Below are 21,384 nucleotides of genomic sequence, written 5' to 3'. Positions count from 1 at the left end.
CGGCGCCCCTACGGGAGAACCAATGAAAACCCTTATTTTCGGCGCCGGCAACCTGATCCTCTCCGACGAGGGATTCGGCGTCCACTGCATCAACTATCTGGAACAGCACTATGACTTTCCCGAGGACGTGGAGCTCTTCGATGGCGGCACCCTCGGGATCATGGTCACCCACAAGATCGAGGAGGCCGACCGGGTCTACATCGTCGACACGTTGGAGACCGCCGGCGCGCCGGGGGAGGTCTTCCGCTTCGAGAAGGAAGACATCATGCTGAACCGCCTGCCGGTAAAGCTCTCCCCCCACCAGATCGGCATCCAGGAGATGCTCTTCATCAGCGAGATGCGTGGGGGATGCCCGCCGCGGATCAGTCTCCTGGGCGTGATTCCCGAAACCCTCGATGCGGGGAACGAGTTGTCCGCTACCGTGGGGGAGCGGCTTCCCCAGGTGGCCCGGCTTCTGGTGGATGAACTGAAGGAGATGGGATATGCCGTTCGCGAGAAGGGTGAGGCGGCGCTACAGTAAGTCAAAGGAGACCGTAATGTTCGGAATTGGAATGCCTGAAATGATGATCATCCTCGCCATCGCCCTGGTGGTGGTCGGCCCGTCCAAGCTCCCCCAGCTGGGGCAGTCCCTGGGCGGCGCCATCCGCAGCTTCAAGAAGGGGATCAACGAGGATGACGTGAAGGTCGTCAACAAGACCACCGAGGCCTGACTGACTCCGGGCCGGGAACTATGTATGCAACGCAGTAACGGAAAAGGAGCCATGGGCTCCTTTTTTCGTTCCGCAAGGGGGATTTCCCCATGTCAATTGACATGGCTCAGAAGCACGGTATATGAGAGGGTGAACCGAGCGCCCGCCCACGATACTCTCTTCCTGGCGCCGGAGGGGAAGTGTGAGGGCATGATAGATGGATGATACTAGTCGGCAGGGGGATGAACAGTCCCGCAACGTGAATGTTGATGATGTCACGGCCCGCAGGATGGCCGAGGATGCGCTCCGTGAGAGCGAGCAGCGAATCCGCCGTTTGGGCGACAACCTCCCCGACAGCTTCATCTACCAGTACACCCATGATGCCGACGGCTCGCCGCGGTTTCTCTATGTCAGCGCGGGAATTGAACGGCTCAATGGCGTAACCGTTGAGGAAGTTTTAAACGATGCCGGAGCACTACACCGGCAGGTCGACCCCGAGCAGTTCCCCGCACTGGTGGAGGCTGAACAAGCCAGCGCCCGCGATCTCACCACCTTTGCGATGGATCTGCGACTGCGCCGCCCCGACGGAGAGTGGCGCTGGATGCAGGTGCGCTCAACCCCGACCCGCACCCCTGACGGCCGTATCGTCTGGGACGGTGTGCAGACCGACATCACCGACCGCAAGGAGCATGAGCGGGAGTTCAAGCGCCTCAACCGCCTCTACTCGGCCCTCAGCCAGGTCAACCAGGCCATCGTCCGCATTACTTCACGGGAGGAACTGTTCCAGGAGGTGACCCGTGCTCTGGTGGAGTTCGGTGAGTTCTCCATGGTATGGGTCGGTCTGCACAACCCCGTCACCCACAAGGTTGAGGTGGCAGCCCAACAGGGTGATGAAACCGGCTACCTGAACGGTATTCACGTCTTCGCCGACGACCGCCTCGAAGGGCGTGGCCCCACCGGCACGGCCATTCGCGAGGGGCGCCCCTATGTCTGCAATGACTTTCTGAGCGATCCGCGCACGGTGCCGTGGCGCGAGTCAGCCACCCGTGCCGGATGGCGTTCCTCCGCGGCGTTTCCCCTCCGCTTGGGCGGGGACGTGTGCGGCGCCCTGATGGTGTATGACCGTGATGCGAACTTCTTCGGCGAACGTGAGGTGGCGCTGCTCGAGGAGGTGGCGCTGGACATTTCCTTCGGGCTCCTCATCGTGGAGCGCGAAATCCTGCGCAATCAGACGGAAACGGCCCTTCGCAGATCCGAGGAAAAATTCAGGGATATCTTCGAGAATGCACCGGTCGGCATCTTCCAGTCCACCACCGCTGGCAGGTTTCTGAGGGTCAACATAACCCTTGCCGGAATGTTTGGCTACGGGTCTCCCGAAGAGATGATCGCGGATGTTACGGACATTGCGCCGCAGCTATTCATCACGCCCGGGCAGCGCACCGAAGTCATCCGTTTAGCCCTGGAATCGGAGAAGTTTGCCCGGAGCGAGGTCGAGTATCGCCGTAAGGATGGTTCGTTCTTCATTGCCACCCTTTCCATGCGTGTTGTGCGTAGCGACAACGGAGACATTGCATTTTTTGAGGGTTTCGTGGAGGACATTACCGAGCGGACGCATGCGGAGCGCGAAATAATTCGACTCAACACTGACCTTGAGCAACGGGTCAGGGAGAGAACCGCCGAGCTCGAGGGTGCCAATTCGGCCTTGAAGCAGGAGATAGAGTACCGGAAAAAGGCGCAGGAAGAGGTTATCCGGCTGAACCTCGATCTCCTTCGGCAGAAGGCGGCCCTTCAGGCGGTCAACAGGGAGCTGGAGAGCTTCAGTTATTCGGTTTCCCACGACCTTCGCGCGCCGCTCCGACATCTTGACGGGTACAGCAGGATACTTGAGGAAGACTGTGCCCTGAAGCTCGACGAATCGGAGAGGAAATATCTCCGGCGGATCCGCACCGCCGCCGCCAAGATGGACCGCCTGGTGGATGCCCTGCTTCAATTGTCACGGATGACACGCACGGAAATAGCCCTGCATCCCGTCAATCTTTCGGCCATGGCCAGAGGAATCATGGAGGAGCTTGGCCGGTCCGGGCCGGACCGGAATGTCGCGGCTACGATAGAAGACGGTGTTGTGGTCAAGGCCGATCCCCGGCTCATGCGGATTGTCATGGATAATCTTCTCGGCAATGCCTGGAAATACACTTCACAGAAAGAGGGGGCGCTCATCGAGTTCGGGACCACCGAGACTCGGGGGAGACGCGTCTGCTTTGTGCGGGACAACGGGGCCGGATTTGATATGGCCTATGCGAACAAGCTGTTCGGGGCATTCCAGCGGCTGCACCGGGAAGATGAATTTGAAGGGATCGGGATCGGATTGGCCACGGTCCAGCGCATCATCCACCTCCACGGCGGGGAGGTCTGGGCCGAGGGCGTGGAAGGAGAAGGGGCAACGTTTTATTTCAGCGTGGAATGAAAACGGGATTACATGCCGATGCCGACGATCGCGGTGCCGCAGTCGGGGCACGCCCCATCCTCTATCCGGTTCTTCTCGATCAGGTAGCCGTAACGCTCGATCAGAAGCGTCGCGCAGGATGGGCACCAGGTATTCTCTCCCCCTTCGCCGGGAACATTCCCCTCGTAGACATAGCGCAGCCCCGCCGCCTTGCCGATGTCGCGGGCCCGCCGCAGTGTCTCCACCGGCGTCCGGGGGCGGTCGGTCAGCTTGTAGGTAGGGTAGAACTGGGTCACGTGCCAGGGGGTGTCTGCTCCCAGGTTGTCGGCGATGAAGGAGGCGATCCCCTTCAGCTCCCCGTCGGCGTCGTTGAGCCCCGGGATGATGAGGGTGGTGAGCTCGATCCAGATCCCCTGTTTCCGGTATTCGATGATGGAATCGAGGACCTCGCTCAGGCGGGCGTTGACGTAGTCGCGGTAGAAGGCGTCCGTGAACCCCTTCAGGTCGATATTGGCCGCGTCCAGGTACGGTGCGACCGCAGTCAGCGCCTCCTTGGTGATGTAACCATTGGTGACGAACACGTTCAGAAGCCCCGCCTGACGGGCGAGGCGGGCGGTGTCGTAGGCGAACTCGAAAAAGATGGTCGGCTCGGTATAGGTGTAGGCGATGGAGCGGCACCCCGTGGCCAGCGCCTTTTCTACAATCTCTTCCGGTGACTGTGGTACCCCAGTGACGGGGGCATTGCGGGCCACTTGGGAGATGGTGTAGTTCTGGCAGTGGTGGCAATGGAAGTTGCACCCCACCGTGGCGATGGAAAAGGATTTAGTCCCCGGCAGCACGTGGAAGAGGGGCTTCTTCTCGATGGGGTCTACGTTCTCGGCAACCAGCTTGCCGTAGACGAGCGAATAAAGGGTTCCTCCCCGGTTTTCCCGAACCGCGCAGATGCCCCGGGCACCGTCGCCGATCAGGCACCGGTGCCGGCAGAGGCCGCAGCGGACTCGGCTATCGCTCTCCCGTTCATAGAACATTGCTTCTTTCATGGCATCCCCCCGACGCTCAGAGCGTCACGCCCGGCCCTGAGGCAGGACCTTCCCGGCGAGTCTGGCAACTGACGCAGCAGGGGGCGTAGGGAGCCACCCTGAGCCGCTCTTCGGTGATCTCAGCGCCGCACTCCACGCATAAGCCGTAGCGCCCCTCCTTCAGCCGGCCCAGGGCCTCGTCCATCCGGGTCAACTCCTGTCGGCGGATGTCGGCCACGGCCATGCCGGTGTCCTCCAGCACATCGATGAGCCCCTGCTCCCCCACATCCTGGGGAAATTCATACTGGCTCTGCAATTCTCCTCCCACGTTGTCGAACAACTCCCGCCGCACCTCACCCCACAGCCGCCTCTTCTCGGCCAGCAGCAGTTCTATAAGCCGTTCCTGGCGCTCTTTGGACATCCGTGTCATGTGTCTTCCTCCGAATCTCCCGTGATGGAGCCTTTTCGGGTATACTTACGGTCAACAGATAGAATGAAGTATACCACTTATCTGGCGGTCAACCCATGAAGCTCGCCTTGAAGCCGGAAGGTGCAGCGGGACCAATCCATGCGAAGGGATGACAGGATACGGCACGGCATCGCCCAGGAAGCGGCGCGGCTCATGTACGAGGAGGGGGTCCGTGAATACCGCGACGCCAAGCGAAAGGCTGCCCGGCAGTTCGGCCCGGAGAAAGCCCTTTCCCTCGGCTCCCATCTCCCGTCAAATGCCGAGATCCACGGGGAGCTGCAGCGGCTCATCGGCCTCCACGAAGAGGGTGTGCTGCCGGAACGGCTACTGCGCCTGCGACTTGCGGCCCTCAGATTGATGGAGATCCTGGAGCCGTTTCGACCGTACCTGGTCGGTTCGGTTCTCACCGGCGCGGTAACGGAACGCAGCGACATCGACCTCCACCTCTTTGCCGATTCCCACGAGGAGGTGGAGGATTTTCTCCGCGGGGAGGGGATAGCGTACGAACAGGAGGTCGTCACCATTCGCCATGGCGGGGAATTCTTCGAGTATCCCCATATCTACCTGGAGGACGAGGGGGTGGTTGTCGAATGCACCGTTTATCCCCTTGAGGACATCCACCGGATCCCCAAGAGCAGCATCACCGGAAGACCCATGGAGCGGGCAACCGCCAAGAAGCTGAGAAAACTCATCGCCGATGAGGGGCAACCCCCTGAGTGAACGGGCGAGACTAGAAAAAGTACATTGAAGCAGTTTATCTGCGACACCTGCCCTGCGCACCGCGACGAGGGTGAGGTGATCATAGATTATGAAAGGAGCTGTCATGTCCACTGTAGTTGAGCGATTGAAAGCGTGCCTGGAGAGCGGAGCATGGGACCCGGCGCTTACGTCAGAAGCGATTGCGGAGATCAGTGAGCTCCGAAAGAGGCAGAACGAACTTGAAATGGTTCTGCTCATGCTGGTGCGAACAGGATGGCCGTGGCAGGAAGATGGCGAACCCAATGAGATGTACCGTAACGGCAAGGACGGCTATGTCTCAGCCATGGGCGAGGCGAAGGAGTTGCTGGGCCTGGGACACCTCAGCATGATCACCAGGACCGAGCCGAGAACATGAAAACCCCTCGTGTGCCTCCGGAGCCTGAGCAGACAAGGTCCCATTCCTGAAGCGAAAAACGCCCCGCTGGGTTTGAGCCGGCGGGGCGTTCAGTGCTCCAGTTCCTTCGGTAGGGCCATCACACGCCCCATCCTGGTGAATGTCCCCGTGCCGGTGGTGAGAATCTCCATGCAGTCGCTGAAGATCTCCCCAGTTAACTGGTATGACAGGTGCAGTTCAACAGGGTTTGTTGGCCATAAATTCTGTTATTTGTAATGGTTTTATTGATAATTTATGGATTCAATCATTACCAATAGTGACAGATATTAGGCATAGCATCGACACAATGTTTGCAGACATTTTAGATGCATATACAAATTAAAATTAAATATGCTAATTTGAAATATAATTATGTATTTGCAGGGAATTAATTTGGATCATGTTACGGGTAAAATGTGACGCTAAAACAGTACATGCTTAGAGTTTAAGTATTTTAAATAGTTGTTCCAGCTTTTATAGCTTGACTTTGTTCTTGTGGAGCTGTTACGGTCATTAAAGTTCAGGGATAATCCTGGATAAAACAGACAAGAAGGTTTAGGAGAAAGTACGCACATGGTAAACGGAACAGTAAAATGGTTCAACGACAGCAAAGGTTTTGGTTTTCTCGAGCAGGAAAACGGCGAAGATGTATTCTGTCATTTCTCCGCCATCAGTGGCGACGGATTTAAATCCCTTGTTGAAGGCGACAGGGTAACGTTTGACGTAGCCAAGGGCCCGAAAGGGCTTCAGGCTGCAAACGTAACCAGAGTCTAATCACAGGACTCTAGTCGGCACAAAAAAAGCCCCGGAGAAATCCGGGGCTTTTTATTTCCACAACAAGTGCTGCCATGCAGTGCGTGAAGGTGTTTTGCGGGAAGGCAGAAGCATCAAAGGAGGACAATCAATGATGGCCATCAACAAGAAATTACAGGATATGGCGGTTTTTATCGAATTTCTCGTGGGTTCGGGGCTCGCGATCTTTTTTCATATGGTTCTCCATAACGAGCAGGCCGCCTATGTCATTTTCGGGATCGGGATTCTCCTGTCGCTCGTCACCTTTCTGGTGCGTGAGGATATAGAAAAGGCCCGGGCAAGTCTGCTTGAGCAGTACCACCATGTCCATGAAATCCCCTTTGCCCTGGCCCAGATCCATGATCCGGAATGCCAGGTCAAGGCCCAGGAACTCATAGATGGCACCAAGAGAACCATCACGCTGTTGCAACAGGGCTACATCCCGCTGGATGAGACGGAATTCTATCTGGAAGCGGCGAGGGTTTCCGACCAATCACTGCGCCAGATAAAAGCAGTCGACCCTCTCACGGCGGGAAGGGGGACACGGGGGGCGCTCATCAATTTTCACCAGTCCAACCTGCGCGCTCTTGACCGCGGTGTCCGGGTCACCCGCATCTTCGTCATCGGCCGTGAGGATCTGTCAGACCCTGAGTCCCAAAAGGTTCTCCTCGCCCAATACCGGGACAATATCGACGTGAGGATTGCCTATCGTGACGAATTGCCGACGGCCAGCGATGGTCGTGATACCAGCAGTTCCTTTGACTTTGCCATCTTTGATGATCGTGTGGTGATCAACGTTTATGCTCAGTCAGGCAAATATTACGGCCATAAGACCAGCCAACCGGGTGAAGTAGCCAAATTCCTGCACCTCTTCAAACAGATCGAGAACAGCACTCACGCCATTGCCGTGGAAAACGACAGGGTCGTTCTGGCTGCCGATGTTGTCGCCCTGGCGTCCTGATCTAAGCACTCCCCCAACGGCAGATTTTCGAGGTAAGTCCAAATATCGTGAGTTTCGCATGACAGATGCATTCAGATGACGTGCTCATTTAATCTTCATGATAGCTTCGTGTAAGATACTCCTGATCTCGCCCCAGACTTGTTCCGTTCCTGTCTTGAGTTCTTCCCACTCATCATCGCTGGCGGTAGATATGCCTTGCAGTTTTGCCGCGGCCTCATCCCGCTTGAGTTGCAAGGTTGCGATTGCATTATGAAAATCAAACTTCGTCTCGGGTGTGGCACTTTCTGCCTTGTCCTTGAGCACATCAATCTGGTTATCCCATTCGACCAACTGTGAAGAGAGTTTTTCGACGTACTCTGTTCGCTTGTCCATGATAGTAACCTCCGTTCTGTGTCCGCAGTGATCGGCCGCGACATTTGGTACTTGTACAGGCTTGCTCAGGCACTCTGCCGGCGGGAGCACTCCCGCACCAGTACGAAGGTAATGCTTCCGCCGCAAATCCCTCGGAAATTGTATCAATTGTTCAGCTGATTTCCATCGCAACCCCGGAGGTGCATACGATTGCCTGTGCAGAGGGAAGTGAAGTGGCCTGTCAACCGTAGACAGGACACTCATGTTGCCTTGGCATCACCAGCTTCTTCATCATCTACCTGAGCCAGCCCCGGCACTGGGATATACCCATATGGATACTACTGGACAACTGAAAAAGAAAAAGCCCCGAATTTTCGGAGCTTTTTGTATTGCTTTGGATGGTGGCAAACATTAAATGGCGGAAGCACATGGGAATCGAACCCACCGAGGAGATTTCTCATCCCCCCCACCGGTTTTGAAGACCGGGCGGCCCACCAGCGACCGACGTGCTTCCAGATTTACTCCTGTTCCAAGACGCTGATTCAAAATAGGATATTTCACCTCACAACACAACCCCCATCTTCCTGCTGCAAGACGTCATGCTCCCTTCCTGAGCGATTCAGCAGCGTTTGACGCAGATGTACCTTGATGTAAGAGGTATTAAATGGTATCAATTTGCCAGATGTGTGTGGATGTTGAGCCGTTAAACCCGATTGCATCAGCCCATAAGTATTCTATGGAGGATCTATGCGACTTAAACAGGTACGAAGGATAGGAACACTTTCTCTTATGGCTTTTCTCGTTGCGCAGGCGGCTTTTGCCGCGCCGAAAGGGTCTGCGAAGGAGGAAAGTCCCGAGGCGGCGATCAAACGGCTTTTCCCGAAGCTTCCCGCGTCGGGGGTGAAGAAGACCGATATCGACGGCTTCTACGAGGTGGTGGCTGACGGTAACGTGCTCTACGTTAACCTGAAGACGGGGCATGTGTTCGTTGGCGACCTCTTTACCCGGGAGGGGAAGAACCTGACGGCTGAGGCACGCAGCCGCCTCACCGCAGAGCGCTACAAGCTCGTCACTGACGCCGACAAGGAGAAGGCGGTGAAGGTGGGGAACGGGAAGCATGTGGTCATCGAGATAACTGACCCCGACTGCCCCTTCTGTCGCAAGATGCATGAGTACTGGGGAAGCCGTCCCGATGTGACGCGCTATGTTTTCTTCCTTCCCCTCGCGATGCATAAGGACGCCGAGAAGAAGGTCCGCTATATCTTGTCGGCCGAAAATAAGGAGCAAGCCCTCTGGGAGGTTTATTCGGGGGAACTCGACAATAACCGCGAGAAGCTGAACAAGCCCTATGATGACAAGGGACTCCTCAACGCCCACAAGGCCGTGGTCGCCAAGCTCGGCATCCAGTCGACCCCTGCCTTCTGGGTTGACGGAACCTTCGTGAACGGCGCGAATATTCCGCTCATCGAAAAGGTGATCGGCAAATGCAAGACACGGCCCGGGGCGGCTCCCGGCACGCCTCAGGTCTGCGAGGACGAAGAGCAGGGGAAGTAACCATGGAGCAGGTTGACCGGCTGTGATCCCGTTAAAGGACTATAATCCGACGCGACGCTTTCCCTTGGTGAGCGTCGCTTTTATCGTTCTGAATGTCCTGGTTTTCATCCTTGACCGCATTTCTGGTCACTACGAGCCTCTGCTCATTGAAACCGCACGGGGGCTGGTCAGGACGAGGCAGTTTGTCGGCGGACTCTCCGCCGACTTTGCCCTTGTCCCGGCGGTCCTCACGTCCCACCCGTTCCTCGCCTTGCCCACGGTCTTCAGCTCCATGTTCCTCCACGGCAACTGGCTCCACATTGCTTCCAACATGCTCTACCTCTGGATCTTCGGCAATAATGTGGAGGATGTCCTGGGGCGCATGCGGTTCATCGTCTTCTATTTCACGTGTGGGCTTGTGGCTGCGCTTGCCCAGGTCTTGAGCTCGCCCGGGTCCGAAATCCCGATGGTGGGTGCGAGCGGCGCCGTTGCGGGGGTCATGGGGGCCTACCTCCTCCTCTTTCCCCATGCGCGGATTCTGACCCTTGTGCCGATCATTTTCTTCTTCACGTTCATCGAGGTGCCGGCGTTTATCATCATCGGCTACTGGGTGCTTCTCCAGTTTCTCAATGCCAACTGGCTCGGGGGAGGTGAGTTACGGGGCGGGGTTGCCTATTTTGCCCACATTGGCGGGTTTGTGGCCGGGGTGGTTTTCATGTGGCTCGCGGGGATGGGTCGCAGTGGCGGATACCGACGCCTGTAGGTGCGATTACGGCTTCGTCTCGAAACTATGGAAGCGCGGGGAGCCGAACCATCCCTCCTCGGCGAGGCGATAGCGGTAGGTAAATCTGATCCTGTACGGGAGTTGCCCTTCCTTCACGGGAATCCGGATGGTGAAGGGCGCGATTTCATCCAGGGCGAGCTGGTGCGGGAAGAAGAAAAACGTTCCTTCTGCAAAGATTTTCCCGTCGACATTGAGGAGAGCCGCCGTAAGCTCCGGGTCGCTGAGGTAGTAGTAGCTCTGGTTTTTCATGGTTCCGCTGATGGTAACGCCCCCATTGTCGCTGGTCGTCTCCCAGGAGATCATAAGGTCGTAGAAGGAGTAGCTGTTGTGGTAGGTGCGGTCGGGGATAGTGGACCGTTCAGCGGCGGCGCATCCGGTCATGAGGGCGAACAGTATCGTCAACGTAATGCCTCTGAATCCCATGGGGGGTCCCGTATCCTGCGGCTGTTTTGTGTCAGCCCTGGGCGGACTGGCAGGTCACGGTTTCACTATGCCAAAACTATGCTATTATTCAACTATTTAATTGTGCGCAGATCCCGTGTTGCGCGCTTGTCCCGCGGAGGTACTGTTTGGAGTCAGTTTTAGGCGAGTTGGCCGTCATATTCCTCCTTATCCTCGGCAACGGCTTTTTTGCCGGTTCCGAGCTTGCCATAATCTCTGCCCGCAAGAGCAGGATTGCGCAACTGGTCGCCGCTGGCGACCAGAAGGCGAAGATCGTCGAACGGCTCCAGGACGACCCGCACCGATTTCTTGCCACGGTCCAGGTTGGGGTGACGCTGGTGGGCTCCCTCGCCTCTGCCGTTGGCGGCGCGACAGCGGTTCGTTACCTCAAGCCCTTGCTCGCGGCGAGCCCCGTCGAATTCCTCCGGCATGCCGCGGAACCGATCTCCATCGGTATCGTGGTTGTGCTCATCTCCTACTTCTCGCTCATTTTTGGCGAGCTGGTCCCCAAGACCGTCGGCCTTCAGTATGCGGACCGGATGGCTCTTCGCGTGGCCAAGCCGATCTACTTCATGGCGCGGGCGGCGGGGGTGATAATCAGCTTCCTCACCTTTTCCAACCGGGCGGTCCTTGCCATCCTGGGGATCAAGGCTGAGGGAAACCAGGCGTTTATAACCCGCGAGGATGTCCAGCATATCGTGGCGGAAGGCCACGAGGCGGGCGTTTTCAGCTCCACCGAGCAGGAGTTCATCCGCAATATTTTCGACTTTACCCATACCTGCGTCCGGGAGGTTATGGTGCCGCGCACCCGCATCGTTGCCCTTGACTTGGGACTTGCGCGCGAAGATTTGGTCACGACGGTGCTCGACAACAAGTACTCCCGCTACCCGGTTTACCGGGAGAGTATCGAGAACGTCGCCGGTTTCATCCACGGCAAGGATCTGCTGGGGGGGATCGTGACCGACCCCGGCTTTGACATCGAGTCGATCATCCGCCCTCCGTATTACGTTCCCGAGGGGAAGAAGGTTAACGATCTGTTGAAGGAGATGCAGCGCAAGCGTATCCACATGGCTCTGGTGGTGGACGAATACGGCGGAATCAGCGGCCTGGCCACCACCGAGGATCTCCTGGAGGAGCTCGTGGGGGAGATCGAGGACGAACACGACATCGGCGAGCCGGGGAGCATCCAGCGGCTTTCGGACGGGAGCCTCCTGGTGGACGCCCTCGTCTCCATCAGTGATCTTGCGGAGCATCTGGAAGTAAAGCTTGAGGCTGATATCCCCTATGACACCCTGGCGGGGCTCATTCTCGACCGGCTCGGCCGTTTCCCGGAGAAGGGGGAGCGCGTGGAGTGGGACCGATTCACTCTCATATGCGAAGAGGTGAAAAAGACCGCTGTCGTCAAGGTGCGGATCGTGGAAACGGTGCCGCCGGATTCAGCCCATGAACAAGGCGGGGCTGCTGAGGATAAGGATGGATAGGGGACACTTCTACGCGCTGGTGGCATTTTTCTTCTGCGCGATCATGTTTTACGTGGTCTATGCCATTGTGGCGCCGTTTCTGACCTCCCTCGGCTGGGCCGGGGTGATCGGCGTTCTCACCTTCCCACTCTACCGGCGGCTGCGGGCACGACTCGGGGAGAGGGACACGGTTGCTGCCGGTCTCATGACCCCTGCCGTGGTTCTCACCCTCGTGGTCCCGTTTGTGGGGCTCACCTTCTTTCTCGTCCAGGAAGCGGCCATGGCTTATGGATTTCTCGAAAAAATCGCCGCCGACGGCGGCAAGTCCATCGTAGAGAGCGTCCAGAATCATCCCGTTGTCAAGCCGTGGATCGCTCGGATCGAGGACTACACCGGGCCCCTGAGTTTCGAGATCGACACGAGGCTTCTTCCCGAGATGAAGGAAGTGGCGGCAAAGGTGCTCGGCTATTCCAAGGAGATTGTCAAAAACGTCTTCGTTTTCACCATCAAGCTGATCCTGATGGTGATCACCCTCTTTTTCATCTACCGTGACGGAGAGCGCATCCAGCGGCATGTTCTTGCCATCGTCCCCCTCACCGCAGCCAACAAGGATATCCTCACCGATACGATCCGCCGCGTTTTGAAGGCGGTCATGTACGGCGTATTCCTCACCTGTCTCGTGCAGGGTGCCCTGGGGGGGATCGGGTTCTGGGTGGCAGGGCTGCCGTCGCCCCTTCTTTTCGGGGCCATCATGGCGGTCTGCGCCCTCATTCCGGTGGTGGGGACGGGGCTTATCTGGCTTCCCGCCGCAATTTATCTCCTTGCCAACGGTGAGATCGTGAGGGGAATCGGACTTATAATCTGGGGATTCGTGGCGGTGAGTTCCATCGACAACGTGATCAGGCCTTTTTTCATCAGCGGCAAGGCAAGGCTGCCGGTCCTGGTCATCGCCATAGGTGGCCTCGGCGGCCTCGCCTCCTTCGGCCTCTTGGGCGCCGTGGTGGGGCCCATCGTGCTGGCGCTCTTTCTCGCGTTGTTCGAGATGTATCGGGGGGAGGTTGAAGCAGGGGAAGGTGGGAAAGCGTAGGGGCTCTTCATGGACTGCCCCTACGCGCTGGATGCCGTGGATTGCTTGTCGCTATGGAGCCCGATGTGCCGCCTTGGCCCGCCGGTTACCGATGGTGACCGAGGTGAGGATAGAGATGATGAGCACTCCCACGATGGTGCCGAGGGAGAAAATGATGGGTATGTGGTAGACATCCACCAGCAGCATCTTCGCTCCCACGTAGACCAGGATGATGGAAACTCCCAGCTTGAGATAGACGAACATATCCATGACGTTGGAGAGGAGATAGTAGAGGGACCGCAAACCCATGATCGCGAAGACGTTCGACGTGTAGACGATGAACGGGTCATGGCTCACCGCCAGGACTGCCGGGATCGAGTCGACGGCAAAGATCAGGTCGCTGGACTCAATCATGACCAGGGCCAGGAAAAGCGGCGTGGCAGCCCTGATCCCCCCCTTGTTGATGAAAAAACGGTCATCACGGATCCGCTTGGTGATCGGTACGAACTTCCGCACGAGCCGGATGAGGAAATTTTTCTCCGGATCGATCTTTTCGTCCCCCCCAAAGGCCATCTTCAAGCCGGTTACCACGAGAATCCCGCCGAAGACATAGATGATCCAGTGGAACCGCTCGATCAACTCGATGCCGGTAATGATGAAGATAGCCCGCAGGATGAGGGCGCCAATGATACCCCATTTCAGAATCTTGGGCTGGTGTACCTTCGTGATGTGAAAGAAGGAGAAGATCATAATGAAGACGAAGAGGTTGTCCACCGACAGGGACTGCTCGATCAGGTAGCCGGTGAAGAACTCCAGCGCCTTCGTGGAGCCCATCTCGAAATAGATCCAGACGTTGAAGGCCAGCGCCAGGGAGACCCATACCAGGGTCCAGGCGAGGGCCTCGCGGAATTTTATCTCGTGACTCTTGCGGCTGAAAAGTCCCAGATCGATGACGAACATCACGAGGATGATCGCCCCGAAGCCGAGCCACATCATGGTTTGCAGTGACATGAAATTCTCCGTGGATAGTAGTCGTGCTGGAGGATCCGCGGGGACGACCCAGGGGCCATCCCCGCGGGGGAGGGTGTCAGAAAGTTCGGTTGTAGGCCATCTGCTCAAGCCGTGCGATCCGCTCCTCCATGGGGGGATGGGTGGAGAAGAGGTTGAGCAGCGAACCGCCCGTGAGGGGGTTCACGATGAAGAGGTGGGCCGAGGCGGGGGTCGCCTGCTGCATCGGGATCATTTGCGATGCCATCTGAAGCTTCTTGAGGGCATTGGCCAGGGCCAGGGGATTGCCGCAGATGCGCGCCCCCGCCTCGTCTGCCAGGTACTCGCGGGAGCGGGAAACCGCCATCTGGATCAGCATCGCGGCGATGGGGGCGATGATCGCCATGGCGAGCCCGCCGATCATGCCGCCGGCCCCTTCCTCGTCGTCGCTGCGGCCGCCGCCGGACATGGCGGCCCACTGGAGCATGTTACCGAGCATGGAGATGGCGCCCGCGAAGGTGGCGGCGATGGTGGAGATGAGGATATCGCGGTTCTTCACGTGGGCCAGTTCGTGGGCCATGACCCCTTCAAGCTCTTCCGTGGAGAGGATGCGGAGGATTCCCTCCGTGGCTGCCACTGCAGCGTGATTCGGGTTGCGCCCCGTGGCGAAGGCGTTGGGACTGTTGTCGGGGATCACGTAGACCCGCGGCATCGGCAGCCCTCCTTGGGTGGCCAGGCGGCGCACCATGCCGTAGAATGCCGGGTTCTCCGCCTCGGTGATCTCCCTGGCTCCGTACATCTTCAGGACGATCTTGTCCGAGAACCAGTAGGAGAAGAAGTTCATGGCGCAGGCCATGAAGAAGGCGAAGACCATGCCGGACTTGCCGCCGATGGCGCTCCCCATGGCCACCATGAGGAGGGTGAGGAGGGTGAGGAGCAGGGTGGTCTTGAGTCGGTTCATCATGGTTCGATTCCTCCTGTTGCGCTGACAGCATACTCTGTCTCCCGTGACAGGCAGTGGCAGGCGCATTTAGGGTTTTGCCGGGGCAAATAAAAAAGACCTTTACCCGCGGCGTTACTTAGCCTTGGATAAAGGTCTTGCATGCTTCGACAGAAGTCGGAAGCCCCTGGCCCGGGTGTCTCCACCGTGGTGACGGGCGTTGGGTCGGCCTTATTGTGGCCGATTGCTACTCCCCTTTAACTGAAAGAATGGTAATGATTCCAGTTTGCCGTGTCAAGGGTTTTCCGCAAAGGGGCTCGCATCCTTGCTTTTGGCCGACAAATCCTATAGCATCCACCCTTTGCGGGCGGTTTCAACGCCCGGCGTCCTTGATTTGACATCCCTGCTTCATCTCCCTGGAGGACTTGTGGATACTGCCGTTTTGATGACCACTTTCGGCATCATTTTTCTCGCCGAGCTGGGGGATAAAACCCAGCTCACCGCCATGGCCCTGGCCATCCAGTATCCCTGGAAGAAGGTCTTCATAGGCATTGCCGCCGCCTTTGCCCTGCTGAACCTGGGGGCGGTTCTTGTCGGCAAGATTCTCTTCGCAGTCCTTCCGCTGTTCTGGGTCAAGCTCGTATCGGGGGGGCTTTTCCTCTATTTTGGCATCACCAGTCTCCGGGGCGGCGAGGACGATGACGAGGGCAAGGAGAAAACGGCCTCGGCACGGGGGCCGGTTGCAACCTCATTCGTCATGATTCTTCTGGCCGAGCTTGGGGACAAGACCCAGTTGGTCACCACGAGCCTGGCGGCCCAGTACCGATCGCCCCTGGCCGTTTTCACCGGATCCACCCTGGCCCTCTGGCTCGTCTCCCTCATCGGCATCTTCCTGGGGCGGCAGCTTATCCGCTTCGTTTCGCTGTACACTATTCAGAAGGCGGCGGGGGTCCTCTTTCTTGTCTTCGGGGCTGCCGTCCTCTTTCAGGCCTTTGCCGGCCGCTGACCGATTGCTTTTTCGGCATCACAACCGTACAATGAATGCCGGATTCCTATCCCAGCAGAGAGCCTGATGTCCGATAGATACGTCGAAAAATCCTTTCTCTACCTCGTTGCCCTCTCACTCCTTCTCCACGCGGGTCTATTCGCCCTGATCATCCTGTTTCCCCAGGCAAAGCCGGTGCTTCGGCAAGAGCCGGTCATGATCGACCTGGAGGATATTCCGGACGTGCTTCAGGAGAAAACTCAGGCGGATTCAGGAAGGGAGGCTCGTCGTCAAGCCGAACAGCCCCATCGGGTGCCACGGGAGACGGCGCCGCGGGGAGACCGGGAGCGGGACCGGGTTGCCGCACTGCCGCCTGTTGCGAGGCCTGTGCCGCAGCGGCCTTCTGCGCCATCCCAGGCCGTGCCGCAGCCCCATCGAGGCGAAGAGGCGGGGCCGCCGGTTGAAAGCGGCAGGACGGGGGAGATTCCGATTCGGGAGGCTCCCCGCGGCGGAGGGATACTGAAGCCCCGCGCACCGGTGGACGCGCCTGATCTGGCCCAGCTCATGCCGAGCGCCCAGCGGCTTGCGAAGATAGAAGAAAGTTATCGGAAAAAGTACCGGGATGATGTGGCGGAAGGGGATACGAAATTTCTCGATACCGACGATATTCAGTTCGGTTCGTTCCTGCGCCGGTTCGAAAATGCCATCTACGGGGTCTGGCGCTATCCCCAGGAGGCGGCGCGGCTCGGCATCGAGGGGGTTACGCCGGTGAAAATAACCTTCAACAGCAGCGGTGCCATCGTAAAATATGAAATTCTCCAGAGCTCGGGGAGCAGAATTCTCGACGACGAGGTGCTGAGAACCCTACGGCTCGTGGGACCGGTTGGTCCCTTTCCCCGGGGGTACAACCGGGACGAGTTCCACCTCATCGCCTTCTTCCAGTATGGCATCGTTCGCGGGGCAAGCAGGTCGCTCCGTTGACCGCCGTCAACACTGCCTGACGCCCAGCCGTTCCCGCAAATATTCCTCAAATTCCGCGTTGAATTCTTCCCGCTTGAGTGCCATGTCGACGGTGGCCTTTAGGAATCCCAGCTTGTCGCCGCAGTCGTGGCGCTTCCCCTCGAAGAGGCAGCCGTAAACCGCCTCGTCCTTCGAGAGCTTGAGGAGTGCGTCGGTGAGCTGAATTTCTCCCCCCTTGCCCGGTTCCTGCCGTTCCAGAATCGGAAATATCTCTGGGGTGAGGACATAGCGGCCGATGATGGCCATGTCCGAGGGGGCCTCCTCCCGTTTCGGCTTTTCCACCAGATCGGTAACCTCGAAGACGCGGTCGGTGATCCGGTTGGCCCTGACGCAGCCGTAGGAGGAGATGTTCTCCATCGGCACCTTTTCAAGGGCGAGAACCGGCCCCCGGTACTTGCGGTAGACATCCAATAGCTGGCCGAGGCACGGTTTCTCGGCATCGATGATGTCGTCGCCGAGGAGCACGGCGAAGGGCTCGTTCCCCACGAACTCCCTGGCACAGAGGATGGCGTGGCCAAGTCCCATGGCCTGCTTTTGGCGGACGTAGAAGATGTTCACCATCTCCGCGATGTCCCGCACTTCACGAAGCGTATCGTTCTTCCCCTTTTCCTGGAGGAGTGCCTCAAGTTCGAAGGAGATGTCGAAGTGGTCCTCAATGGCCCGCTTGCCGCGACCGGTCACAAAGAGGATCTGCTCGATGCCGGCCGCCACTGCCTCTTCCACCACATACTGGACCAGGGGTTTGTCGATGAGGGGAAGCATTTCCTTGGGCGAGGCCTTGGTGGCCGGAAGGAAGCGGGTGCCGAGGCCCGCTACGGGGAAGACAGCCTTTTTTACCTGCATCGGTGCACTCCTTGCGTTGTCGTCGTTAATGGTCTTCGGTCCGCAGCCCTGCCACGATGTCCGGAATATGCTCTTCCCTTCCCATGGCCATGATATGGACACCATCGCAGAAGGGTCGCGCTGCTGCCGCGAGCCGTCGGGCGATCGCCACCCCTGCCTCAAGGGGGCGCTCGGTGTCTTCCAGTTCGGCGACGAGTTCGGGTGGGACCTTGAGGCCGGGGATGTTTTTTGTGATGTAGCGGGCCATCCCGGCCGATTTCAGAAGGATGATGCCGGCAATGACCTTCACCCCCAGGGGACGTACCGCCTCGGTGAACCGGGCAAGGCGCTCGGGCAAAAAAATCGCCTGGGTCTGAAAGAAACGGGCACCCGCCGCCGCTTTCTTGGCCAGTTTGGGGAGGGTGAGGTCGAAGGGCTCCGCTTCCGGCGCCGCGGCTGCCCCCGCGTAGAACGAAGTGGTGCCGTGCAGGGGGGCGCCGGAGATGTCCTTGCCGGAGTTCAGGGCGGCTATGGTCTGGAGAAGCTGGACAGAATCCAGGTCGAAGACCGGTTTGGAACCGGCGTGGTCACCGAAGGAGATGTGGTCGCCCGTGAGGGACAGGATGTTGGTTACACCAAGGGCAGCGGCGGCCAGAAGTTCGCTCTGAAGGGCCAGACGGTTGCGGTCCCGGCAGGTGAGCTGGAGGATCGGCTCGATCCCGTCCCTGACCAGGAGGGCAGCTGGAGCAAGGGGGGAGATCCGCACGTTCGCTCCTTGGTTGTCGGTCACGTTGACGGCATCGACACTACCTTTGAGGCTTCGCGACTTTTCCATGAATTCGCCGCAGTCGCAACCCTTGGGTGGGCAGACTTCGGCCGTGACGACAAAATGGTTCGATTCGAGCTTTTCGCGGAGGGTTGAGGACATGGTGTTTGGGGTACTCATTTGTCGAGTTTCAGGCTTCCGGGTCTGATGTTTCTGGCAAAGTCGCGGGGAGGGTTCGTGGTGGCGAGGGGGGCCTGTTCGCCCCGGTCCCGGAGTCGGAGGTAAATCTGGTACCAAGCGCACTCAGCGTCGGCGTTCACCTCGCACCGCCCCTCGTCCATGCCGCCGCAGGGGCCGTTCAGGAGCCCTTTGGGGCAGATAGTGACGGGACAGATACCGGCCGTTTCGTTGAGGAGACAGTGGCCGCAGAGAGAGCAACGCTGCTCGAACTGGCCAAACCGGCGGATGTTGCCGAGGAAGAGGGTGTCGAGGCCGGCGACCGTCAGTCGGTCAGATCCGGCAGAGACCGACTGGACACCGGCGCCGCAGGCGAGAACAAGGAGCGCTTCGGCGCTCTTCACCATTTCCCCTTTGGCCCTCAGATCCCGCTGGACCCGAAGCATGTGGCATGCCTCGTCTATCACCAGGGAGCCGGTCACTTCCTTGCCGGCGGCGGTGAGGTCCTCCTGCATCTGCCAGAGTTGTTCCTCTCCCCCGGATTTGCAGACCGTCGCGCATTTGGCGCAGCCAATCAGAAAGACCCGGGAAACGGGCCCCAGGGCGGCGAGAATTTCGGTGAACGGTTTTTGTTTGCTGACGATCATAGAAAATCCTGGACTGAGGACCAGGGACCAGTAAAGGCGGCTGAATTTACCGGGTACTGGCCACCGTTTTTTGTGCCGCTTCCAGCGTGTTGTGGAGGAGCATGGTGATGGTCATGGGACCGACGCCGCCGGGTACTGGGGTGATAGCCGATGCCCGCTGGGCGGCCGCTGCGAATTCCACGTCACCCACGAGTTTTTTCTCGCCTACGCGGTTGACACCAACATCGATGACCACCGCTCCTTCTTTGATCCACTCCCCCTTGATCATCTCCGGAATCCCCACAGCGGCGATGACCACGTCGGCCGCCCTGACCTTCGAGGGCAAATCACGGGTTTTCGAGTGGCAGATGGTGACCGTGGCATGCTGCTGGAGGCACATGAGTGCCACCGGCTTGCCGACGATGTTGGAGCGGCCCACGACGACCACCTCCTTGCCTGCCAGGTCCACGCCAGCCTCCCTCAACATGACCATGATGCCGTAGGGGGTGCAGGGCTGGAAGGTGGGCTTGCCGACCATGAGTCGGCCGACATTGTAGGGGTGAAAACCGTCAACGTCCTTGGCCGGCGAGATGGCCTCCAGGACCGTGTCTGTGTTGATCTGTTTCGGCAGGGGGAGCTGGACGAGAATGCCGTGGATGGTCGGGTCGTTGTTGAGCCGGTCGACAAGGGTGAGGAGCTCGGCTTCGGTCGTCTCTGCCGGGAGCGTGTGCTTGACCGAGTGCATCCCCACGTCTTGGCAGGCGTTCCCTTTCATCCGGACGTAGACCTCGCTGGCCGGGTCTTCCCCCACGAGGACCGTGGCGAGGCCCGGAGTGATCCCCTGTGTCTGGAGCTTCTTGACCTGGGCGGCGATTTCCGCCCTTAACTTGGCGGCAATGGCTTTTCCGTCAATGATAGTCGACATGCTGCGGCTCCTTTGCTGGCGAGGTCGGATCTACACCGCTAATGAAGTGAACAATCATGAAATAGTACGGAAGCATCGCGGAGTTGTAAAGATTTATCACCGGAGGCAAAACCAAAAATCCCCCGGCTTGAGCAGGGGGATTTTTGGGATGGTTAAGGCTAAAATGTATGGTAAGCCTGTTTAAGCCGCAGCCGATGGACAGCCGGAACAGCTGCCGCCCGAGGCGCAGGTCGGAGCTTCGGATTTTTTCCCGCCGCTGTTGTACCCTTCGGCGTACCACCCCCCTCCCTTGAGGGCGAACCCTGCTTGGGAGATGAGTTTCTGCACGGGGCTGCCGCACGAAGGGCACTCCTTCGCCGGCTCGTCGGAAAACTTCTGCCGCAGTTCGAACTGCTTGTCGCACGCGGTGCACTGGTATTCGTAGAGTGGCATTACATAACCTCCTGCATTAATCGTTTGATTCACTATAGTAATTCACCCCGGAATTTGTCAACCCCGAGTATGAACTGTAGCGCGATAAGATAACTTGCCCTCCGAAAATGAGATAATTCGCCGCCAAAATTTGTTTAACCCTGTCAATTTTGGTTTAACTTCATCCTTCCAGGGAGTCCCCTGGCAATATTGCCGATCCCATATCTTATTTCCCGCTCGCCCACAAAAAATGCCCCTGAGGGGGACCTCAGAGGCATTGCGAACAGGGTAAATCCTTATTCAGTGGCTCGGCATGTAGCTGGTTTCCTCGCCGAAGAAATTCCCGCGCTTGATGTTGATCCGCGTCCTTGTCCGCATGTTGTCCGACACTACGAATGCGCGGCCTTGCCCATCAACCTGGATATTGAGGGTGATGTCGTTCTGTACTGAGGTGTCCTGTCAATAGTAGACACTCCCAACTCAAGCGGCGGCCGTGTTTGTGCAGAAGTTCAGGGCAAACACGGCCGGGGCCAGATAGCCAAGGCGCGAGTGGCGTCGTTGGCGGTTGTAGAATATCTCGATGTA

At 58.4% G+C, this 21,384-nt stretch carries 24 protein-coding genes and 1 tRNA gene; 13 read left to right on the top strand and 12 right to left on the bottom strand.

Features of this window, described 5'->3' with window-relative positions:
* Positions 1-22: 22 nt before the first annotated feature.
* The 3 genes from RCH91_RS14285 (at position 23) to RCH91_RS14275 (ending at position 3,153) form a co-directional block, all read left to right on the top strand.
* The gene (locus RCH91_RS14285; RefSeq protein WP_306535642.1) at positions 23-520 is read left to right on the top strand and encodes a HyaD/HybD family hydrogenase maturation endopeptidase; all 498 of its coding nucleotides are present in this window, start codon (positions 23-25) and stop codon (positions 518-520) included.
* Between the two features lie 16 nt (positions 521-536).
* Positions 537-710 carry a twin-arginine translocase TatA/TatE family subunit gene (locus RCH91_RS14280; protein ID WP_306535641.1) on the top strand — a complete coding sequence of 58 codons (174 nt, stop codon included), beginning with the start codon at positions 537-539 and terminating at the stop codon, positions 708-710.
* A 196-nt stretch (positions 711-906) separates the two neighbouring features.
* A complete protein-coding gene (locus RCH91_RS14275; protein WP_306535640.1) occupies positions 907-3,153 on the top strand; it encodes a PAS domain S-box protein in 2,247 nt (748 codons plus the stop codon).
* A gap of 8 nt (positions 3,154-3,161) precedes the next feature.
* On the opposite strand, the gene amrS is transcribed toward RCH91_RS14275, so the two are convergent.
* Together amrS and RCH91_RS14265 are read right to left on the bottom strand one after the other, a co-directional pair.
* Positions 3,162-4,172: an AmmeMemoRadiSam system radical SAM enzyme gene (gene amrS, locus RCH91_RS14270; protein ID WP_306535639.1), complete on the bottom strand. Its 1,011-nt coding sequence runs from the start codon at positions 4,170-4,172 to the stop codon at positions 3,162-3,164.
* A gap of 16 nt (positions 4,173-4,188) precedes the next feature.
* A complete protein-coding gene (locus RCH91_RS14265) occupies positions 4,189-4,581 on the bottom strand; it encodes a TraR/DksA family transcriptional regulator (RefSeq protein ID WP_306535638.1) in 393 nt (130 codons plus the stop codon).
* A 138-nt stretch (positions 4,582-4,719) separates the two neighbouring features.
* Here RCH91_RS14265 and RCH91_RS14260 point away from each other — a divergent pair, with 138 nt between their 5' ends.
* The 4 genes from RCH91_RS14260 to RCH91_RS14245 all read left to right on the top strand — a co-directional run bounded on the left by RCH91_RS14260 (position 4,720) and on the right by RCH91_RS14245 (position 7,505).
* A complete protein-coding gene (locus RCH91_RS14260; RefSeq protein WP_306535637.1) occupies positions 4,720-5,340 on the top strand; it encodes a nucleotidyltransferase domain-containing protein in 621 nt (206 codons plus the stop codon).
* Between the two features lie 103 nt (positions 5,341-5,443).
* Positions 5,444-5,734: a hypothetical protein gene (locus RCH91_RS14255; protein WP_306535636.1), complete on the top strand. Its 291-nt coding sequence runs from the start codon at positions 5,444-5,446 to the stop codon at positions 5,732-5,734.
* 591 nt (positions 5,735-6,325) lie between these two features.
* Positions 6,326-6,526, top strand: coding sequence for a cold-shock protein (locus RCH91_RS14250; protein ID WP_306535635.1), 201 nt, complete (start codon positions 6,326-6,328; stop codon positions 6,524-6,526).
* A 130-nt stretch (positions 6,527-6,656) separates the two neighbouring features.
* A complete protein-coding gene (locus tag RCH91_RS14245) occupies positions 6,657-7,505 on the top strand; it encodes a hypothetical protein (RefSeq protein WP_306535634.1) in 849 nt (282 codons plus the stop codon).
* Between the two features lie 84 nt (positions 7,506-7,589).
* Here the strand turns inward: RCH91_RS14245 and RCH91_RS14240 are convergent, their stop codons facing one another.
* Together RCH91_RS14240 and RCH91_RS14235 are read right to left on the bottom strand one after the other, a co-directional pair.
* Positions 7,590-7,877, bottom strand: coding sequence for a hypothetical protein (locus RCH91_RS14240; protein WP_306535633.1), 288 nt, complete (start codon positions 7,875-7,877; stop codon positions 7,590-7,592).
* 395 nt (positions 7,878-8,272) lie between these two features.
* A tRNA-Sec gene (locus RCH91_RS14235) sits at positions 8,273-8,370 on the bottom strand.
* A gap of 275 nt (positions 8,371-8,645) precedes the next feature.
* On the opposite strand from RCH91_RS14235, the gene RCH91_RS14230 reads away from it, so the two are divergent.
* Positions 8,646-9,410, top strand: coding sequence for a DsbC family protein (locus RCH91_RS14230; protein WP_306535632.1), 765 nt, complete (start codon positions 8,646-8,648; stop codon positions 9,408-9,410).
* 22 nt (positions 9,411-9,432) lie between these two features.
* Positions 9,433-10,152 carry a rhomboid family intramembrane serine protease gene (locus RCH91_RS14225; RefSeq protein ID WP_306535631.1) on the top strand — a complete coding sequence of 240 codons (720 nt, stop codon included), beginning with the start codon at positions 9,433-9,435 and terminating at the stop codon, positions 10,150-10,152.
* Positions 10,153-10,158: 6 nt separating this feature from the next.
* Here RCH91_RS14225 and RCH91_RS14220 read toward each other — a convergent pair whose 3' ends face one another.
* On the bottom strand, positions 10,159-10,596 hold the full coding sequence (locus RCH91_RS14220; RefSeq protein WP_306535630.1) for a hypothetical protein: 438 nt from the start codon (positions 10,594-10,596) through the stop codon (positions 10,159-10,161).
* A 146-nt stretch (positions 10,597-10,742) separates the two neighbouring features.
* Here RCH91_RS14220 and RCH91_RS14215 point away from each other — a divergent pair, with 146 nt between their 5' ends.
* Positions 10,743-12,095 carry a hemolysin family protein gene (locus tag RCH91_RS14215; RefSeq protein WP_306535629.1) on the top strand — a complete coding sequence of 451 codons (1,353 nt, stop codon included), beginning with the start codon at positions 10,743-10,745 and terminating at the stop codon, positions 12,093-12,095.
* Complete coding sequence (locus RCH91_RS14210) at positions 12,088-13,161, top strand: AI-2E family transporter (RefSeq protein WP_306535628.1); 1,074 nt, start codon at positions 12,088-12,090, stop codon at positions 13,159-13,161. Before RCH91_RS14215 ends, RCH91_RS14210 begins: the two co-directional genes overlap by 8 nt.
* Positions 13,162-13,212: 51 nt before the next feature.
* On the opposite strand, the gene RCH91_RS14205 is transcribed toward RCH91_RS14210, so the two are convergent.
* Positions 13,213-14,151: a TerC family protein gene (locus RCH91_RS14205; RefSeq protein WP_306535627.1), complete on the bottom strand. Its 939-nt coding sequence runs from the start codon at positions 14,149-14,151 to the stop codon at positions 13,213-13,215.
* 76 nt (positions 14,152-14,227) lie between these two features.
* Positions 14,228-15,088, bottom strand: coding sequence for a zinc metalloprotease HtpX (gene htpX / locus RCH91_RS14200; protein ID WP_306535649.1), 861 nt, complete (start codon positions 15,086-15,088; stop codon positions 14,228-14,230).
* Positions 15,089-15,494: 406 nt separating this feature from the next.
* Between htpX and RCH91_RS14195 the strand changes: the two genes are divergently transcribed.
* On the top strand, positions 15,495-16,073 hold the full coding sequence (locus RCH91_RS14195; RefSeq protein WP_306535626.1) for a TMEM165/GDT1 family protein: 579 nt from the start codon (positions 15,495-15,497) through the stop codon (positions 16,071-16,073).
* A 66-nt stretch (positions 16,074-16,139) separates the two neighbouring features.
* Positions 16,140-17,033, top strand: coding sequence for an energy transducer TonB (locus RCH91_RS14190; RefSeq protein ID WP_306535625.1), 894 nt, complete (start codon positions 16,140-16,142; stop codon positions 17,031-17,033).
* Positions 17,034-17,039: 6 nt separating this feature from the next.
* On the opposite strand, the gene galU is transcribed toward RCH91_RS14190, so the two are convergent.
* The 5 genes from galU to RCH91_RS14165 all read right to left on the bottom strand — a co-directional run bounded on the left by galU (position 17,040) and on the right by RCH91_RS14165 (position 20,820).
* Complete coding sequence (gene galU / locus RCH91_RS14185; protein WP_306535624.1) at positions 17,040-17,915, bottom strand: UTP--glucose-1-phosphate uridylyltransferase GalU; 876 nt, start codon at positions 17,913-17,915, stop codon at positions 17,040-17,042.
* Positions 17,916-17,940: 25 nt separating this feature from the next.
* On the bottom strand, positions 17,941-18,822 hold the full coding sequence (locus tag RCH91_RS14180) for a methylenetetrahydrofolate reductase (RefSeq protein WP_306535623.1): 882 nt from the start codon (positions 18,820-18,822) through the stop codon (positions 17,941-17,943).
* A 14-nt stretch (positions 18,823-18,836) separates the two neighbouring features.
* The gene (locus tag RCH91_RS14175; RefSeq protein WP_306535622.1) at positions 18,837-19,484 is read right to left on the bottom strand and encodes a methylenetetrahydrofolate reductase C-terminal domain-containing protein; all 648 of its coding nucleotides are present in this window, start codon (positions 19,482-19,484) and stop codon (positions 18,837-18,839) included.
* A gap of 46 nt (positions 19,485-19,530) precedes the next feature.
* Positions 19,531-20,388 (bottom strand): bifunctional methylenetetrahydrofolate dehydrogenase/methenyltetrahydrofolate cyclohydrolase FolD, encoded by an 858-nt coding sequence (folD, locus tag RCH91_RS14170; protein ID WP_306535621.1) that lies wholly within the window; start codon positions 20,386-20,388, stop codon positions 19,531-19,533.
* Positions 20,389-20,568: 180 nt separating this feature from the next.
* A complete protein-coding gene (locus tag RCH91_RS14165) occupies positions 20,569-20,820 on the bottom strand; it encodes a zinc ribbon domain-containing protein (protein WP_306535620.1) in 252 nt (83 codons plus the stop codon).
* Between the last annotated feature and the right edge of the window lie 564 nt (positions 20,821-21,384).

It is taken from the genome of Geobacter sp. (assembly GCF_030834625.1).
Classification (GTDB): domain Bacteria; phylum Desulfobacterota; class Desulfuromonadia; order Geobacterales; family Geobacteraceae; genus Geobacter.
This window is presented reverse-complemented; position numbering and strand designations above follow the sequence as displayed.

Excerpts from the sequence above, each read along its gene's own strand:
- RCH91_RS14285 (WP_306535642.1), top strand. The coding sequence starts at position 23 with ATGAAAACCCTTATTTTCGGCGCCGGCAACCTGATCCTCTCCGACGAG.
- RCH91_RS14280 (WP_306535641.1), top strand. The coding sequence starts at position 537 with ATGTTCGGAATTGGAATGCCTGAAATGATGATCATCCTCGCCATCGCC.
- RCH91_RS14275 (WP_306535640.1), top strand. The coding sequence starts at position 907 with ATGGATGATACTAGTCGGCAGGGGGATGAACAGTCCCGCAACGTGAAT.
- amrS (WP_306535639.1), bottom strand. The coding sequence starts at position 4,172 with ATGAAAGAAGCAATGTTCTATGAACGGGAGAGCGATAGCCGAGTCCGC.
- RCH91_RS14265 (WP_306535638.1), bottom strand. The coding sequence starts at position 4,581 with ATGACACGGATGTCCAAAGAGCGCCAGGAACGGCTTATAGAACTGCTG.
- RCH91_RS14260 (WP_306535637.1), top strand. The coding sequence starts at position 4,720 with ATGCGAAGGGATGACAGGATACGGCACGGCATCGCCCAGGAAGCGGCG.
- RCH91_RS14255 (WP_306535636.1), top strand. The coding sequence starts at position 5,444 with ATGTCCACTGTAGTTGAGCGATTGAAAGCGTGCCTGGAGAGCGGAGCA.
- RCH91_RS14250 (WP_306535635.1), top strand. The coding sequence starts at position 6,326 with ATGGTAAACGGAACAGTAAAATGGTTCAACGACAGCAAAGGTTTTGGT.
- RCH91_RS14245 (WP_306535634.1), top strand. The coding sequence starts at position 6,657 with ATGATGGCCATCAACAAGAAATTACAGGATATGGCGGTTTTTATCGAA.
- RCH91_RS14240 (WP_306535633.1), bottom strand. The coding sequence starts at position 7,877 with ATGGACAAGCGAACAGAGTACGTCGAAAAACTCTCTTCACAGTTGGTC.
- RCH91_RS14230 (WP_306535632.1), top strand. The coding sequence starts at position 8,646 with ATGGCTTTTCTCGTTGCGCAGGCGGCTTTTGCCGCGCCGAAAGGGTCT.
- RCH91_RS14220 (WP_306535630.1), bottom strand. The coding sequence starts at position 10,596 with ATGGGATTCAGAGGCATTACGTTGACGATACTGTTCGCCCTCATGACC.
- RCH91_RS14210 (WP_306535628.1), top strand. The coding sequence starts at position 12,088 with ATGGATAGGGGACACTTCTACGCGCTGGTGGCATTTTTCTTCTGCGCG.
- RCH91_RS14205 (WP_306535627.1), bottom strand. The coding sequence starts at position 14,151 with ATGTCACTGCAAACCATGATGTGGCTCGGCTTCGGGGCGATCATCCTC.
- htpX (WP_306535649.1), bottom strand. The coding sequence starts at position 15,088 with ATGAACCGACTCAAGACCACCCTGCTCCTCACCCTCCTCACCCTCCTC.
- RCH91_RS14190 (WP_306535625.1), top strand. The coding sequence starts at position 16,140 with ATGTCCGATAGATACGTCGAAAAATCCTTTCTCTACCTCGTTGCCCTC.
- galU (WP_306535624.1), bottom strand. The coding sequence starts at position 17,915 with ATGCAGGTAAAAAAGGCTGTCTTCCCCGTAGCGGGCCTCGGCACCCGC.
- RCH91_RS14180 (WP_306535623.1), bottom strand. The coding sequence starts at position 18,822 with ATGTCCTCAACCCTCCGCGAAAAGCTCGAATCGAACCATTTTGTCGTC.
- RCH91_RS14175 (WP_306535622.1), bottom strand. The coding sequence starts at position 19,484 with ATGATCGTCAGCAAACAAAAACCGTTCACCGAAATTCTCGCCGCCCTG.
- folD (WP_306535621.1), bottom strand. The coding sequence starts at position 20,388 with ATGTCGACTATCATTGACGGAAAAGCCATTGCCGCCAAGTTAAGGGCG.
- RCH91_RS14165 (WP_306535620.1), bottom strand. The coding sequence starts at position 20,820 with ATGCCACTCTACGAATACCAGTGCACCGCGTGCGACAAGCAGTTCGAA.